The organism is Pseudomonas sp. RIT288 (assembly GCF_000631985.1).
Taxonomy (GTDB): Bacteria; Pseudomonadota; Gammaproteobacteria; order Pseudomonadales; family Pseudomonadaceae; genus Aquipseudomonas.
The window spans coordinates 322,331-337,629 of sequence record NZ_JFYN01000001.1; the positions used below are offsets into that span (position 1 = coordinate 322,331).

The window sequence follows — 15,299 nt, forward strand, 5'->3', positions numbered from 1 at the left end:
GGGCCCTCAAGAACAACACTGGAACTCAGAGCAGCCCAGCAAAATTCAGCCGAAACTGCTGCGGCGTCACCCCCAACCGGCGATTGAACACACTGCGCATGTGCTGCGCATCGCGAAACCCGCACTGATAGGCCACGGTTTTCAACGGCGCCGTGGTGCTTTCCAGCAGCACCCGCGCCGCATCCACCCGCGCACTTTCGACGAACTCTGCCGGGGTGACCCGAGCCTCGCGGGCGAACACCCGGGAAAAATTGCGCGCACTCATGTTCGCCGCATCCGCCAGATCGGCAATCGTCAGATCCCCGGTGAGGTTGGCCAGCACATACAACTGCACCATCGCCACCGCCGACGTCGGTTCCGCATGCGGCGTGAGGAACGGACTGAACTGCGACTGCCCGCCCGAGCGCTGGGTGAACACCACCAGCCGCTTGGCCACACTCAGCGCCACTTCAGCGCCGTGATCCCGGGCCAACAGGTACAACGACAGATCAATCCCGGCGGTGACCCCGGCCGAGGTGTAGAGCGCACCGTCCTCGACGTACAGGCGATCGGCCTCGACTTGGGTCGATGGGCACAACTGTGCCAAGGCTTCGGCATCGTTCCAGTGGGTGGTCACGGTGCGCCCTTCCAACAACCCCGCCCGCGCCAGCATGAACGCGCCGTTGCAGATCGAGCCAAAGCGCCGCGCACGGGCGCAGGCCTCACGCAGCCAGGTGTCGAAACTCTTGCCGAAATCCATGAACGGCAACTGCGGGCCGCCGGCCACCAGCAACAAGTCATAAGCATCCTGCGCTTCGCTGAAGTGCCGATGGGCGCAGAGATTCAAACCGTTGGAGCAAGCCATCGCCTCGCGTTCGAGGCCGATGACCTCCAGCCGATAGTGATCCTCGGGCGGCAGAAAACGATTGGCCTCGGCGAACACATCCATCGGCCCACTGACATCCAGTGCCTGCACGCCGGGAAACACCACGATGGCGATGGTTTTGTGCATGACTGTGGATTCCCTTTCAAGAACAAAAGATCGCAGCCTGCGGCAGCTCCTACAGGGGAATGTGGACAACTGTAGGAGCTGCCGAAGGCTGCGATCTTTTTAGCTTGGCACGATTTACAGGTTGATTGGCAAGGATCGCAGCCATGCGTTGATTGTCCGTTCAGTGCCTGGGGAACAGACTTTGTCCATCAGCGCCACAACGGCGTTTCAGTGAGGAAACCTCCCATGAGCACGACCATTGCCGGCATCAAGATCCCCGACAGCGCCCTCGCCCGGGCCACCACCGAGTACATTCGCGACATTGAATCCGACCTGCTCTACCACCACTCGCGCCGGGTATTTCTGTTCGGTGCGTTAAGCGGTGAGCGCCAGCAACTGGCCTACAACACGGAGCTGCTGTACGTCGGTGCGATGTTCCATGACCTCGGTCTGGTCGAAGGCTATCGCAGTGACGACGAGCGTTTCGAAGTGGACGGCGCCAATGCGGCAGCAACGTTTCTCAAACCGTACGGGCTGAGCGATGACGACATCGAGCAAGTCTGGCTGTCGATTGCCCTGCACACCACGCCGGGCGTGCCGAAGCATTTGCGGCCGACCGTGGCGCTGGTGACGGCGGGTGTCGAGATGGACGTGTTGGGGATGGATTACGCGGCGTTCAGCAGCACCCAGCGCGAAGCCGTGGTGCATGCGCATCCACGCGGGGAAGGTTTCAAGGAGTGCATCATCTGCGCGTTTGCCGACGGCTTGCGCCATCGTCCGCAGACCACGTTTGGCAACGTGAAGACCGATGTGCTGGCGGATCAGGAGCCCGGGTTCAAACCGATGAACTTTGTTGAGGTCATCCGCCAATCTCCCTGGATTTCCTGAGTTCCAAAAGCAAAAGATCGCAGCCTGCGGCAGCTCCTGCAGTGGAATACGATCCCTGTAGGAGCCGCCGCAGGCTGCGATCTTTTTTGCCCGTTAAGCCGCTTCCGGCGCAGATGCGCGGCGCACGTCCGGTTGCTTCCACGAATCGGCGGCGCCTTCTTCGATGGCTTGCTGGATGGCTTTCTTGCGCGCTTCTTCGGCGCGGCGGCTGAAGAACCACACCAGGAACGTCACGATCGACACCGCCAGCAGAATCAGACTGGCCACGGCGTTGATCTCAGGCTTCACGCCCAGACGCACCGCCGAGAACACTTCCATCGGCAGAGTGGTCGAACCCGGGCCGGAAACGAAGCTCGCCAGTACCAGATCGTCCAGCGACAGAGCGAACGACATCATGCCGCCCGCTGCCAGCGACGGCGCGATCATCGGGATGGTGATCAGGAAGAACACCTTCCACGGCCGCGCACCCAGATCCATCGCCGCTTCTTCGATCGACAGGTCCAGCTCACGCAGACGCGCCGACACCACTACCGCCACATACGCCGCACAGAACGTCGTGTGGGCGATCCAGATGGTGACGATGCCGCGTTCCTGCGGCCAGCCGATCATCTGCGCCATGGCCACGAACAGCAGCAACAGCGACAGACCGGTGATCACTTCAGGCATTACCAACGGCGCCGTCACCAGGCCACCGAACAGCGTGCGGCCCTTGAAGTGGGTAATGCGGGTCAGCACGAAAGCCGCCAGCGTGCCCAGCGCCACCGCCGCAACCGCGGTGTAGCAGGCGATTTCCAGCGAGCGCAGCACCGAGCCCATCAGTTGGGTGTTGTCGAGCAGACCGACGTACCATTTGATCGACCAGCCGCCCCATACCGTCACCAGTTTCGAGGCGTTGAACGAGTAGATCACCAGGATCAGCATCGGCAGGTAGATGAACAACAAACCCAGAACCAGCATCAGGCTGGAGAAACGGATGCGTTTCATTCTTTGCCCTCCATTTCCTTGGCCTGACTGCGGTTGAACAGGATGATCGGCACAATCAGGATCGCCAGCATCACCACCGCCAGGGCGGACGCCACCGGCCAGTCACGGTTGTTGAAGAACTCTTGCCAGAGCACTTTACCGATCATCAGGGTCTCCGGACCGCCAAGCAGTTCCGGGATCACGAACTCACCGACCACCGGGATGAACACCAGCATGCAGCCGGCGATGATCCCGTTCTTGGACAGTGGAATAGTGATTTTCCAGAAGCTGTTGAAGGTGCTCGAACCGAGGTCGGAAGCCGCTTCCAGCAGGCTCTGATCGTGTTTCACCAGGTTGGCGTACAGCGGCAGGATCATGAACGGCAGGTACGAATAGACCACGCCGATGTAAACCGCGAGGTTGGTGTTGAGAATCTGCAGCGGTTCGTCGATCAGGCCCATGCTCATCAGGAAACCGTTGAGCAGGCCGTTATTGCTGAGGATGCCCATCCACGCATACACGCGGATCAGGATCGCGGTCCAGGTCGGCATCATGATCAGCAGCACCAGCACCGTCTGCAGCTCTTTGCGCGCGCTGGCGATGGCGTAGGCCATCGGATAACCGATCAGCAGGCACAGCAGCGTGCTGAAGAACGCCATCTTCAGCGAGCCGAGGTAGGCGGCGATGTACAACTCGTCATCGCCGAGCATCGCGTAGTTACCGAGGTTCAACAGCAGTTGCAGCTTCTGTTCGGCGTAGGTGTAAATCTCGGTGTACGGCGGGATGGCCACATCGGCTTCAGCGAAGCTGATCTTCAGGACGATGAAGAACGGCAGCATGAAGAACAGAAACAGCCAGATGAACGGAACCCCGATGACCAGTTGCCGGCCATTGGGAATTATTCGGTTGAGCCGTCGTTTGAACTTGCGCATGTTCATGAGCGAAGTACCACGCCGCTGTCGTCTTCCCACCACACGTAAACCTGATCGCCCCAGGTCGGACGCTGGCCGCGACGTTCGGCGTTGGCGACAAATGACTGCACCAGTTTGCCGCTCGGCAGTTCGACGTAGAACACCGAGTGACCGCCGAGGTAGGCAATGTCATGCACCTTGCCGCTCGACCAGTTGTATTCGCAAGTCGGCATTTCGGCGGTGACCAGCAGCTTCTCCGGACGAATCGCGTAGGTCACGGATTTATCCTGGACCGAAGTGCTGATGCCGTGGCCGACGTAGATCTGCCGGTCGAGGTCTTTGCAGGTAATGGTCGCGTGGCCTTCGGCGTCGTCGATCACTTCGCCTTCGAAGATGTTCACGTTGCCGATGAATTCGCAGACCAGACGGCTGGTCGGGGTTTCGTAGATGTCGATCGGGCTGCCGATCTGGGCGATCCAGCCCAGGTGCATGATCGCAATGCGCTCGGCCATGGTCATGGCCTCTTCCTGGTCGTGAGTCACCATCACGCAGGTCACACCGACGCGCTCGATGATCTCTACCAGCTCCAGCTGCATCTGCGAACGCAGTTTCTTGTCCAGTGCGCCCATCGGCTCGTCGAGCAGCAGCAGCTTCGGCCGCTTGGCCAGCGAGCGTGCCAGTGCCACACGCTGCCGCTGACCGCCGGACAGTTGATGCGGCTTGCGCTTGGCGTACTGGCTCATCTGCACCAGCTTGAGCATCTCGGCCACACGCGCATCGATCTCGGCGTTGGGGATCTTGTCCTGCTTGAGGCCGAAGGCGATGTTCTGTGCCACGGTCATGTGCGGGAACAAGGCGTACGACTGGAACATCATGTTGATCGGTCGCTCGTACGGCGGCATGTCGGTGATGTCGACGCCGTCGAGGAAAATGCGCCCCTCCGTGGGCCGTTCGAACCCTGCCAGCATCCGCAGCAGCGTGGATTTGCCCGATCCCGAACCGCCGAGCAGGGCGAAGATTTCGCCTTTCTTGATTTCCAGGGACACATCGTCCACGGCAATCGTCTCGTCGAACTTCTTCGTGACCCGGTCGATTTTGACCAACACCTGTTTCGGTGTCTGGTCGCCCTCGAGGGCTTTCTTATAGGCGCCGGAGGCAACTGCCATTTACGAAACTCCCAGAAAAAATAGTGCAGTTCGCCCCATGCGGACGAACCCAGGATAGTTTGTGCCTTACTTGCCCGACTTGACCTTGGTCCAGCTACGGGTCATCAAACGCTGAATATTGGGTGGCAACTCGACCGACACGTAGGTCTTGTCGAGGACTGCTTGCGGTGGATAAACCGCTTCATCGGTGCGGATGGACTGCTCCATCAGCTTGTCCGACCCTGGGTTGGGGTTGGCGTAACCGACGTAATCACTGACCTGGGCGATCACCTCAGGTTTCAGCAAATAGTTGATGAAGGCGTGGGCCTCTTTGACGTTGGACGAGTCCTTTGGAATCGCCAGCATGTCGAACCACAGCGCGCCGCCCTCTTTCGGGATCGAGTAGGCGATGTTCACGCCCTTCTTGGCTTCTTCGGCACGGTGCTTGGCCTGGAAGATATCGCCGGAGAAACCGATGGCTACGCAGATGTCGCCGTTGGCCAGATCACCGATGTATTTCGACGAGTGGAAATAGGTCACGTAAGGACGCACGGCCAGCAGTTTGTCGGTGGCCTTGGCGTAGTCCTTCGGATTGGTACTGTTGGCATTCAGGCCCATGTAGTTGAGCACGGTCGGCATCATTTCATCGGCCGAATCGAGGAACGCTACGCCACAACTGTGCAGCTTCTTGATGTTCTCCGGTTCGAACAGCACGCTCCAGGAGTCGATCTTGTCGATGCCGAGCACCGCTTTGACTTTCTCGACGTTGTAGCCGATGCCGTTGGTGCCCCACAGGTACGGCACGGCGTACTGGTTGCCCGGGTCGTTCTGCTCCAGGCGCTTGAGCAGCACCGGATCGAGATTCGAGTAGTTCGGCAGCTGCGACCTGTCGAGCTTCTGGAACGCGCCCGCCTTGATCTGCTTGCCGAGGAAGTGGTTCGACGGCACGACCACGTCGTAACCGGTACGACCGGCCAACAGTTTGCCTTCCAGGGTTTCGTTGGAGTCGAACACGTCGTACACCGGTTTGATCCCGGTGGCTTTCTCGAAGTCGGCCAGGGTGGTCTCGCCGATGTAATCCGACCAGTTATAAATATGCACCGTACCGGCGGCCTGAGCTCCGACAGCGATCGTCAGGCCGGCAGTGGCCAGCAGGGCTTTGCGCAAAGAAGAAAAAATAGGCAAGTGGAGGTCCTCTAAATTAGTTGGGCCCAAGTTGCCCCGCGTTACATGACAGCCATGGCTGCCCGGCAACCAAACCGGCGCGCAACTTACCCTCGAAAAACCGTTCCTGCAAAACTTCCTGTCATTTAATTGATCCGCTGGCCGCCTTCGCGGGGACGACGGCCAGCGGTCACTGCGTCAAACCGGCTTATTTACCGGATTTGATCTTGGTCCAGCTGCGGGTGATCAGGCGCAGGGTGGCGGCATCCAGATCGCTGATCGCGTAGAGCTGTTTCTTCACTTCAGCCGACGGATAGATGCTCGGATCGCTGGTGATGTCTTTGTCCACCAGCGGCGTGGCAGCCTTGTTGCCGTTCGGGAAGCGTACGGCGTTGGTGATCCCGGCCATCACTTCTGGCTCAAGCAGGTAGTTCATGAATTTGTAAGCGGCTTCGACGTTTTCGGCATCCTTGGGAATGGCGACCATGTCGTAGAACGTGCCAGCGCCTTCTTTTGGAATCGTGTAGGCCAGCTTGACCTTGTCACCGGCTTCCTGGGCGCGGGTCTTGGATTGTTCCAGGTCACCCGAGTAACCGACGGCGACGCAGATGTTGCCGTTGGCCAGGTCCGAGATGTACTTGGAGGAATGGAAGTAGGCAACCGAAGGACGAATCTTCAGGAACAGGTCTTCGGCAGCCTTCAGGTCAGCCTTGTCCTTGCTGTTGGTCGGCTTGCCCAGATAGTGCAGCGCCGCCGGAATCATTTCGGTCGGGGCGTCGAGGAAGCTTACGCCACAGCTTTTCAGCTTCTCGATGTTTTCGGGCTTGAACACGATGTCCCAGGAATCGATCTTGTCGATGCCCAGCGCAGCCTTGACCTTCGCCGGGTTGTAGCCGATCCCGATGGAGCCCCACATGTACGGGAACGCGTGCTTGTTGCCCTGGTCGCTGGCATCGCCAACGGCCTTGAGCAGGTCCTCGTCGAGGTTCTTCCAGTTCGGCAACTTGGACTTGTCCAGCTCCTGGTAAACACCGGCCTTGATCTGCTTGGCGAGGAAGTTGTTGGAAGGCACCACAATGTCGTAACCGGATTTACCGGCCAGCAGCTTGGCTTCCAGGGTTTCATTGCTGTCGAATACGTCGTAGACGACTTTGATCCCGGTGGCCTTCTCGAAGTTGGCGACCGTGTCCGGCGCGATGTAGTCGGACCAGTTGTAGACGTGCAGTACCTTGTCGTCCGCGTGAACCGCGCCCGCCATCATGCCCGCTACGGACAGCGCGAGAAGAGTCTTGCCAGCAAGCTTTTTACCTAATGCCTTCATGCGTCATGCTCCAAATTTTTCTTTTTTGAACCACTTTGTTCAGCGGCCGAACCCGGACAACTGGAACCGCGGCTAGTCTGGCAAGATCGGAGGCGGTCTTTCAAGAAAAGGCCAACCTTTCTGACACCTTCGAGCGAGAGCGCCGCAGCTCCCCCGCTCGAAGCCTAGCACTTAGGCCTGCAACGCACTGAGGGTCAGGTCCAGGCATTTACGTGCCTTTGTAACCAGCTCATCGATCTCTGACTTGCTGATCACCAGCGGCGGCGCAATGATCATGGTGTCGCCCACGGCGCGCATGATCAGACCGTTATCGAAGCAGAACTGCCGGCAGATCATGCCCACACCCCGACCTTCGTAACGCTTGCGCGTGGCCTTGTCCTGCACCAGTTCGATCGCCCCCAGCAAACCGACGCCGCGCACTTCACCCACCAACGGGTGATCGTTGAGTTCGCGCAGACGTTTCTGCAAATACGGTGCCGTTTCGTTGTGCGCGTTCTCGATAATTTTCTCGTCGCGCAGAATCCGGATGTTTTCCAGACCCACCGCCGCCGCCACCGGGTGCCCGGAGTAGGTGAAGCCGTGGTTGAAATCGCCCCCCTCGTTGAGCACCTTCACCACTTCGTCACGCACGATCAGGCCACCCATCGGGATGTAACCGGAGGTCAGGCCCTTGGCGATGGTCATCATGTCCGGCTTCAGGTCGTAGAAATCCGAACCGAACCATTGACCGGTACGGCCAAAACCGCAGATCACTTCGTCCGCCACGAACAGGATGTCGTACTTGGCGAGGATTTCCTTGATGCGCGGCCAGTAGCTGTCTGGCGGAATGATCACGCCGCCGGCGCCCTGGATCGGCTCGGCAATGAACGCACCGACGTTGTCGACGCCGACTTCGAGAATCTTCTCTTCCAGCTGATTGGCCGCCCAGATGCCGAACTCTTCCGGGGACATGTCGCCGCCCTCGGCAAACCAGTACGGCTGCGCGATGTGAACGATGCCCGGGATCGGCAAGTCGCCCTGTTCGTGCATGTAAGTCATGCCGCCCAGGCTCGCGCCGGCCACGGTCGAACCGTGATAACCGTTCTTGCGGCTGATGATGACTTTCTTGTTCGGCTGGCCCTTGATCGCCCAGTAATGGCGAACCATGCGCAGCATGGTGTCGTTGCCTTCGGAGCCGGAACCGGTGAAGAACACATGGTTCATGCCTTGCGGTGCAACATCGGCGATGGCCTTGGCCAGTTCCAGCGCCGGCGGGTGCGCGGTCTGGAAGAACAGGTTGTAGTAAGGCAGTTCGCGCATCTGCTTGGCAGCTGCGTCGGCCAGTTCATCGCGGCCATAACCGATCGCCACGCACCACAGACCCGCCATGCCATCGAGGATCTTGTTGCCCTCGCTGTCCCACAGGTACACGCCCTTGGCGTTGGTGATGATCCGTGGACCCTTCTCTTTCAGCTGCTTGAAGTCGCTGAACGGGGCCAGGTGGTGATCGCTGCTCAGGGCTTGCCACTCACGGGTTTGCGGGTTGTTGCTGGTCATGCCAATTCTCCTTGTTATCGGTGAAGGCGCGGCTGCTGCCAGCCGCGCCCGGCGTATCAGACGGCGAAGAGCAGGTACTCACGCTCCCAGGAACTGATCACGCGCTTGAAGTTTTCATGCTCGGCCCGCTTGACCGCGACGTAGCCGGTGATGAAGGTCTTGCCCAGGTATTTCTCGATGGTCGCGCTGTTTTCCATGCGCTCCAGCGCGTCTTCGATGGTCAGCGGCAGGCGCAGGTTGCGGCGTTCATAGCCACGACCCACCACTGGCGCGCTCGGATTGAGGCCTTCGACCATGCCGATGTAGCCGCAGAGCAGGCTCGCGGCAATCGCCAGGTACGGGTTGGCGTCGGCGCCCGGCAGGCGGTTTTCCACGCGGCGGTTCTGCGGGCCGGCATCCGGTACGCGCAGACCCACGGTGCGGTTCTCTTCGCCCCATTCGACGTTCACCGGCGCCGAGGTGTCCGGCAGGAAGCGGCGGAACGAGTTGACGTTCGGCGCGAACAGCGGCAGCAATTCCGGGATCAGTTTCTGCAGACCACCGATGTGGTGCAGGAACAGCTGGCTCATGGTTCCGTCTTCATTGGAAAACACGTTCTTGCCGGTCTCGATGTCGATGATGCTCTGGTGCAAATGCATCGCACTGCCCGGCTCGCCGGTCATCGGCTTGGCCATGAAGGTCGCGGCCACGTCATGCTTGAGCGCGGCTTCGCGCATGGTGCGTTTGAACACCAGGATCTGGTCGGCCAGCGACAGTGCGTCGCCGTGACGGAAGTTGATTTCCATCTGCGCCGTGCCGTCTTCGTGGATCAGCGTGTCGAGGTCCAGCTCCTGCAGTTCGCACCAGTCGTAGACGTCTTCGAACAGCGGGTCGAATTCGTTCGCTGCTTCGATAGAGAACGACTGACGACCGATTTCCGGACGGCCCGAACGGCCAATCGGCGGCTGCAGCGGATAATCCGGGTCGTCGCTGCGCTTGGTCAGGTAGAACTCCATCTCCGGCGCCACGATTGGCTGCCAGCCCTTGTCGGCATAGAGTTTGAGGACTTTCTTGAGGACGTTGCGCGGCGACAGCTCGATCGGGTTGCCTTGCTTGTCGTAGGTGTCATGGATCACCTGGGCGGTCGGCTCGATGGCCCATGGCACCAGATACACGGCGTTCTGGTCGGGGCGGCAGATCATGTCGATGTCGGCCGGGTCGAGCAGTTCGTAATAAATGTCGTCTTCGACGTAGTCGCCGGTCACGGTCTGCAACAGCACGCTTTCTGGCAGGCGCATGCCCTTTTCGGCGATGAACTTGTTGGTCGGCGAGATCTTGCCCCGGGTGATACCGGTCAAGTCGCCGATCATGCATTCGACTTCTGTGATCTTGTGGTCTTTCAACCAATCGGTGAGCTGGTCGAGGTTGTTACTCATAAATGCCTCTGGGCTGAGTCTCCTGACATTGTGTCAGGCAAAGTTTGACGCCTTGGCGTCGCGTTAAAGGGGGCTTGCTTGCGCGCAGTACCGGCTTACGCCTGGCACCGCGCATAGACAATGAAAGAGGAGCTTACCTGCCCTTTACGCTGGCGTTGCATTTCCTGTGCACATTCAAGGCGTGCAGAATCATGAGCACGGCTTTGGGAGCGGCACAGGCTTTGGGACTCAAAGAGATCTATATTGGAAGGAGACGCCATAAACAGGATGCTGTCCCGTGCGTCCAGAATATCGGACGTTGCCGTTTTCGCTGATACGGACGAGAACTTCTTCGACCAGCCACGAGCCATGCTGGCTGCGTTACGGACGGATTTGTCGCCACTGATGTGATGAGCATGCAGACCGGACTGTTGCGAGCAGTCGGTGATGCCGATTAACGGCAGGCGAGACATGAAGCACCCCGGTATTGTTGCTGTTATGGGTTTGATCCGAGCTTAGCCTTGTTCATTTTTTTACACAACACCCCCGTAAAAAATACAACACGGCCTGCTCAAGCCTGCGGGTGCCAAGCGTCCTGAAGGGCAAAAACCGCCTCAAAGTGCCCCATAAATGCCCTTGCAGCGCTTTTTTAGGGCAAAAAAGGCCTCGCTTGACTTCGGCAGGCCGTTCGGGTTGACTGAAACCAGAAAAGATCAATGATTGATATTTTTAACAACAAAGGTGTTGCATCATGTCGGTACCCCCGCGTGCCGTTCAGCTTAACGAAGCGAACGCGTTCCTTAAGGAACATCCTGAGGTTCTGTACGTTGACCTTCTGATTGCGGATATGAATGGTGTGGTGCGCGGCAAGCGCATCGAACGCACCAGCCTCCACAAGGTTTACGAGAAAGGCATCAACCTGCCGGCCTCTCTATTTGCTCTGGATATCAATGGTTCTACGGTGGAAAGCACCGGTCTGGGTCTGGACATCGGCGACGCCGACCGGATCTGCTATCCAATCCCCGATACCCTGTGCAACGAGCCATGGCAGAAGCGTCCTACCGCGCAACTGTTGATGACCATGCACGAACTCGAAGGCGACCCGTTCTTCGCCGATCCGCGCGAAGTGCTCCGTCAAGTTGTTGCAAAGTTTGACGAGCTGGGCTTGACCATCTGCGCCGCCTTCGAGCTGGAGTTCTACCTGATCGACCAGGAAAACGTGAACGGCCGTCCACAGCCGCCACGCTCGCCGATCTCCGGCAAACGCCCGCATTCGACTCAGGTCTACCTGATCGACGACCTCGACGAATACGTCGACTGCCTCCAGGACATTCTGGAAGGTGCCAAAGAGCAAGGCATCCCGGCCGACGCCATCGTCAAGGAAAGTGCCCCGGCGCAGTTCGAAGTGAACCTGCACCACGTCGCCGACCCGATCAAGGCGTGCGACTACGCGGTATTGCTCAAGCGTCTGATCAAGAACATCGCCTACGACCATGAAATGGACACCACCTTCATGGCCAAGCCGTATCCGGGCCAGGCGGGTAACGGTCTGCATGTCCACATCTCGGTGCTCGACAAAGATGGCAAGAACATCTTTGCAAGCGAGGATCCCGAGCAGAACGCCGCGCTGCGTCACGCGATCGGCGGTGTGCTCGAGACCCTGCCGGCGCAGATGGCTTTCCTCTGCCCGAACGTCAACTCGTACCGTCGCTTCGGCGCGCAGTTCTATGTACCGAACTCGCCGTGCTGGGGCCTGGACAACCGCACAGTGGCGATCCGCGTACCGACCGGCTCTGCCGATGCCGTGCGTATCGAGCATCGTGTAGCCGGTGCCGACGCCAACCCGTATCTGCTGATGGCTTCGGTCCTGGCCGGTGTGCATCACGGTCTGGTGAACAAGATCGAACCGGGCGCTCCGGTCGAAGGCAACAGCTACGAGCAGAACGAACAAAGCCTGCCGAACAACTTGCGCGATGCCCTGCGCGAGCTGGACGACAGCGAGGTGATGGCCAAGTACATCGATCCGAAATACATCGATATCTTCGTCGCCTGCAAGGAAAGCGAGCTGGAGGAGTTCGAACACTCCATCTCCGACCTTGAGTACAACTGGTATCTGCATACCGTTTAAGCGGATTGCAGGAATAAAAAACGCTGCCGGCTATTTCAGCCCGCAGCGTTTTTTTATGGCCGAATACATTCCCTTGTGGTGAGGGAGCTTGTCGAATCGTCGCACCGTCCCGCTCGGTTGCGCAGCAGCCCCCCAAGACCATTCGACTCGGTATGCAGGAAAAACCGGTCGCCTGTTTTTACGACTGCTGCGCAGCGGTGCGGGAGCAAGGACTGTATTGCACTGGGGATGGGCGCTCCGCGTACAATGCCCGCTGCCCCGCAGGAGACTTCCATGACGCGTCCCGCCCCCGTCCGCAAACCCCGTGCCCGCAGCCAGGCGCGAATCGATTCGATACTCGACGCCGCGCGTACGCTGCTGGCCGCCGAGGGTGTGGCCAGTCTGTCGATCTACAGCGTCGCCGAACGCGCGCAGATTCCGCCGTCCTCCGTGTACCACTTCTTCGCCAGCGTGCCGGCACTGCTCGAAGCGCTGACGGCCGATGTGCACGCGGCGTTTCGCGCTTGTCTGCAGGCGCCGATCGACCACGAGGCGCTGCGCGACTGGCGTGACCTGTCGCGGCTGGTCGAAGAGCGGATGCTGGAGATCTACGACGAAGACGCCGCGGCCCGCCAGTTGATCCTCGCCCAGCACGGTCTGACCGAAGTGACCCAGGCCGACCGGCAGCACGACATCGAACTGGGCGACCTGATGCACAAGCTGTTCGACCATCACTTCGAATTGCCGCGACTGCCAAGCGATGTCGACGTGTTTGCCCTGGCGATGGAACTGGGCGACCGCGTGTATGCACGTTCAGTGCAGCAGCACGGGCAGATCACGCCGCGCATGGCCGAGGAAGGGATGCGGGTGTTTGATGCCTATATCGGCCTGTATCTGCCGCCGTATTTGCCTAAACGCTGAAAGATCGCAGCCTTCGGCAGCTCCTACAGGAGCACACATTCCCTTGTAGGAGCTGCCGAAGGCTGCGATCTTTTGATCTTGAAAAAGAAAACCCCGAAGGGCTCACGCCTTTCGGGGTTGTTTTTTACTCACCGGCTTACAACTTGGCGATCGATACCTCTGTGGATTTCACGAAGGCGATCACTTCGCTGCCCACCGCCAGTTCCAGCTCCTTGACCGAACGGGTGGTGATCACTGAAGTGACGATGCCGGAAGCGGTCTGCACGTCGATTTCCGACAGCACGTCGCCGAGAACGATCTCCTTGATCGAGCCTTTGAACTGGTTGCGCACGTTGATGGCTTTGATAGTCATGGCTTTGATTCCTGTCGTTGGATGTGACTTGAGTTATTGAGCCCAACGCAATTGCGTAGGCAGGGGTGAAACAGGTTCCGGCTCCGGCGGCTCGCCGGGCAGGGACAGAACACGGTTAAGCACTTCGGTTTCCAGCGCCGCCAGTCGATGCGATCCGCGTACTCGCGGGCGTGGCAGCTCCACTTGCAGGTCGAGGCCGACTTCGCCGTCCTCGATCAGAATCACTCGGTCGGCAATCGCCACCGCTTCACTGACGTCGTGGGTCACCAGCAGCACGGTGAAGCCATGTTGCTGCCAGAGACGTTCGATCAGTTGCTGCATCTCGATCCGGGTCAGCGCATCCAGCGCACCCAGCGGCTCGTCGAGCAGCAGCAGGCGCGGTTGGTGAATCAGCGCCCGCGCCAGCGCCACACGCTGCTTCTGCCCACCGGACAAGGCTGCCGGCCACTCGTTGGCACGATCAGCCAGACCCACCGCTTCCAGCGCCTCCAGAGCTTGCGGGCGCCAGTTGCCTTTAAGGCCGAGGCCGACGTTGTCGATGATCTTTTTCCACGGCAGCAGCCGTGCTTCCTGAAACATCAGCCGGGTGTCTTCGCGCGCATCGCTCAGCGGCGCGGCGCCGGCCAGCAGGTCGCCGCCAGTCGGTTGGTCGAGGCCGGCGAGCAGGCGCAGGAAGGTGCTCTTGCCACACCCGCTGCGCCCGACCACGGCGACGAATTGCCCCGCCGGAATGTGCAGGTCGATGTCACGCAGCACCTGCCGCGCGCCAAAGGTTTTCTGCAGGTTGCGCACCACCAGCGGAATCCCGCGCAGCAGGCGTGGAGGCTGTTGAGCGGTCATGCCGCACCTCCCTTGGCAACCTGATAAGCCGGATGCCAGCGCAACCACACACGCTCAAGCCCACGGGCCGCGAGGTCGGCGAGTTTGCCGAGCACCGCGTAAAGCAGGATCGCCAGCACCACCACATCGGTCTGCAAAAACTCGCGGGCATTCATTGCCAGATAGCCAATGCCGGAGCTGGCGGAAATGGTTTCGGCGACGATCAGCGTCAGCCACATGAAGCCCAGCGCAAAGCGCACACCGACCAGAATCGAAGGCAGCGCGCCCGGCAGGATCACTTGCCAGAACAGGCTGAAACCGGACAGGCCGTAACTGCGCGCCATTTCCACCAGCGCCGGATCGACGTTGCGGATGCCGTGGTAGGTGTTGAGGTAGATCGGGAACAGCGTGCCCAATGCGACCAGGAAAATCTTCGCCGACTCGTCGATGCCGAACCACAGGATTACCAGCGGAATCAGCGCCAGGTGTGGCACGTTGCGGATCATCTGCACCGAGCTGTCGAGCAGGCGTTCGCCCCATTTCGACAGGCCGGTGATGAAGCCCAGCACCAGGCCGATGCTGCCGCCGATGGTGAATCCCAGCGCCGCGCGCCAGCCACTGATCGCCAGGTGCGTCCAGATCTCGCCGCTGCGCACCAGGCTGACGCCGGCCTCGATCACCGCCACCGGTGCCGGCAGGATCCGCGTCGACAACCAGCCGGCCGACACCGACAACTGCCACACCGCCAGCAAGAGCACCGGCAACGCCCAGGGCGCGAGGCTGTGAATAATTTTCTTCATGGCGCGCC

The 15,299-nt window shown here is 59.9% G+C and carries 15 protein-coding genes; 3 read left to right on the top strand and 12 right to left on the bottom strand.

The window, feature by feature from the left end; all coding sequences use genetic code 11:
* Nucleotides 1–25 precede the first annotated feature (25 nt).
* Entirely contained in the window at nucleotides 26–991 is a 966-nt protein-coding gene (locus BW33_RS01450; protein WP_047596651.1) for a GlxA family transcriptional regulator, read from the bottom strand.
* Between the two features lie 225 nt (nucleotides 992–1,216).
* Between BW33_RS01450 and BW33_RS01455 the strand changes: the two genes are divergently transcribed.
* Entirely contained in the window at nucleotides 1,217–1,858 is a 642-nt protein-coding gene (locus tag BW33_RS01455) for an HD domain-containing protein (RefSeq protein WP_047596652.1), read from the top strand.
* 93 nt (nucleotides 1,859–1,951) lie between these two features.
* Here the strand turns inward: BW33_RS01455 and BW33_RS01460 are convergent, their stop codons facing one another.
* From BW33_RS01460 to BW33_RS28790, 8 genes are all read right to left on the bottom strand, one after another.
* Nucleotides 1,952–2,842, bottom strand: coding sequence for an ABC transporter permease subunit (locus BW33_RS01460; protein ID WP_047596653.1), 891 nt, complete (start codon nucleotides 2,840–2,842; stop codon nucleotides 1,952–1,954).
* Nucleotides 2,839–3,720 carry an ABC transporter permease subunit gene (locus BW33_RS01465; protein ID WP_177327455.1) on the bottom strand — a complete coding sequence of 294 codons (882 nt, stop codon included), beginning with the start codon at nucleotides 3,718–3,720 and terminating at the stop codon, nucleotides 2,839–2,841. Before BW33_RS01465 ends, BW33_RS01460 begins: the two co-directional genes overlap by 4 nt.
* 35 nt (nucleotides 3,721–3,755) lie before the next feature.
* Entirely contained in the window at nucleotides 3,756–4,898 is a 1,143-nt protein-coding gene (locus tag BW33_RS01470; protein WP_003229245.1) for an ABC transporter ATP-binding protein, read from the bottom strand.
* Nucleotides 4,899–4,964: 66 nt separating this feature from the next.
* Nucleotides 4,965–6,062 carry a polyamine ABC transporter substrate-binding protein gene (locus tag BW33_RS01475; RefSeq protein WP_047596655.1) on the bottom strand — a complete coding sequence of 366 codons (1,098 nt, stop codon included), beginning with the start codon at nucleotides 6,060–6,062 and terminating at the stop codon, nucleotides 4,965–4,967.
* Nucleotides 6,063–6,249: 187 nt separating this feature from the next.
* Nucleotides 6,250–7,362: a polyamine ABC transporter substrate-binding protein gene (locus BW33_RS01480; RefSeq protein ID WP_047596656.1), complete on the bottom strand. Its 1,113-nt coding sequence runs from the start codon at nucleotides 7,360–7,362 to the stop codon at nucleotides 6,250–6,252.
* A gap of 171 nt (nucleotides 7,363–7,533) precedes the next feature.
* Complete coding sequence (locus BW33_RS01485; RefSeq protein ID WP_047596657.1) at nucleotides 7,534–8,898, bottom strand: aspartate aminotransferase family protein; 1,365 nt, start codon at nucleotides 8,896–8,898, stop codon at nucleotides 7,534–7,536.
* Between the two features lie 56 nt (nucleotides 8,899–8,954).
* Nucleotides 8,955–10,313 carry a glutamine synthetase family protein gene (locus tag BW33_RS01490; RefSeq protein ID WP_007967993.1) on the bottom strand — a complete coding sequence of 453 codons (1,359 nt, stop codon included), beginning with the start codon at nucleotides 10,311–10,313 and terminating at the stop codon, nucleotides 8,955–8,957.
* 95 nt (nucleotides 10,314–10,408) lie between these two features.
* Complete coding sequence (locus BW33_RS28790; protein ID WP_152546076.1) at nucleotides 10,409–10,765, bottom strand: glutamine amidotransferase; 357 nt, start codon at nucleotides 10,763–10,765, stop codon at nucleotides 10,409–10,411.
* A 278-nt stretch (nucleotides 10,766–11,043) separates the two neighbouring features.
* Between BW33_RS28790 and BW33_RS01495 the strand changes: the two genes are divergently transcribed.
* Nucleotides 11,044–12,420: a glutamine synthetase family protein gene (locus BW33_RS01495; RefSeq protein ID WP_003229254.1), complete on the top strand. Its 1,377-nt coding sequence runs from the start codon at nucleotides 11,044–11,046 to the stop codon at nucleotides 12,418–12,420.
* 273 nt (nucleotides 12,421–12,693) lie between these two features.
* Nucleotides 12,694–13,320 (top strand): TetR/AcrR family transcriptional regulator, encoded by a 627-nt coding sequence (locus BW33_RS01500; RefSeq protein WP_047596658.1) that lies wholly within the window; start codon nucleotides 12,694–12,696, stop codon nucleotides 13,318–13,320.
* Between the two features lie 136 nt (nucleotides 13,321–13,456).
* Here the strand turns inward: BW33_RS01500 and BW33_RS01505 are convergent, their stop codons facing one another.
* The 3 genes from BW33_RS01505 to ssuC are packed head-to-tail and all read right to left on the bottom strand — an operon-like array spanning nucleotide 13,457 to nucleotide 15,291.
* Nucleotides 13,457–13,672 (bottom strand): TOBE domain-containing protein, encoded by a 216-nt coding sequence (locus BW33_RS01505; RefSeq protein ID WP_007967989.1) that lies wholly within the window; start codon nucleotides 13,670–13,672, stop codon nucleotides 13,457–13,459.
* A gap of 33 nt (nucleotides 13,673–13,705) precedes the next feature.
* Nucleotides 13,706–14,512 carry an aliphatic sulfonates ABC transporter ATP-binding protein gene (ssuB, locus tag BW33_RS01510; RefSeq protein ID WP_047596659.1) on the bottom strand — a complete coding sequence of 269 codons (807 nt, stop codon included), beginning with the start codon at nucleotides 14,510–14,512 and terminating at the stop codon, nucleotides 13,706–13,708.
* Nucleotides 14,509–15,291 carry an aliphatic sulfonate ABC transporter permease SsuC gene (gene ssuC / locus BW33_RS01515; protein WP_003229260.1) on the bottom strand — a complete coding sequence of 261 codons (783 nt, stop codon included), beginning with the start codon at nucleotides 15,289–15,291 and terminating at the stop codon, nucleotides 14,509–14,511. The genes ssuB and ssuC overlap by 4 nt, the downstream gene beginning before the upstream one ends.
* Between the last annotated feature and the right edge of the window lie 8 nt (nucleotides 15,292–15,299).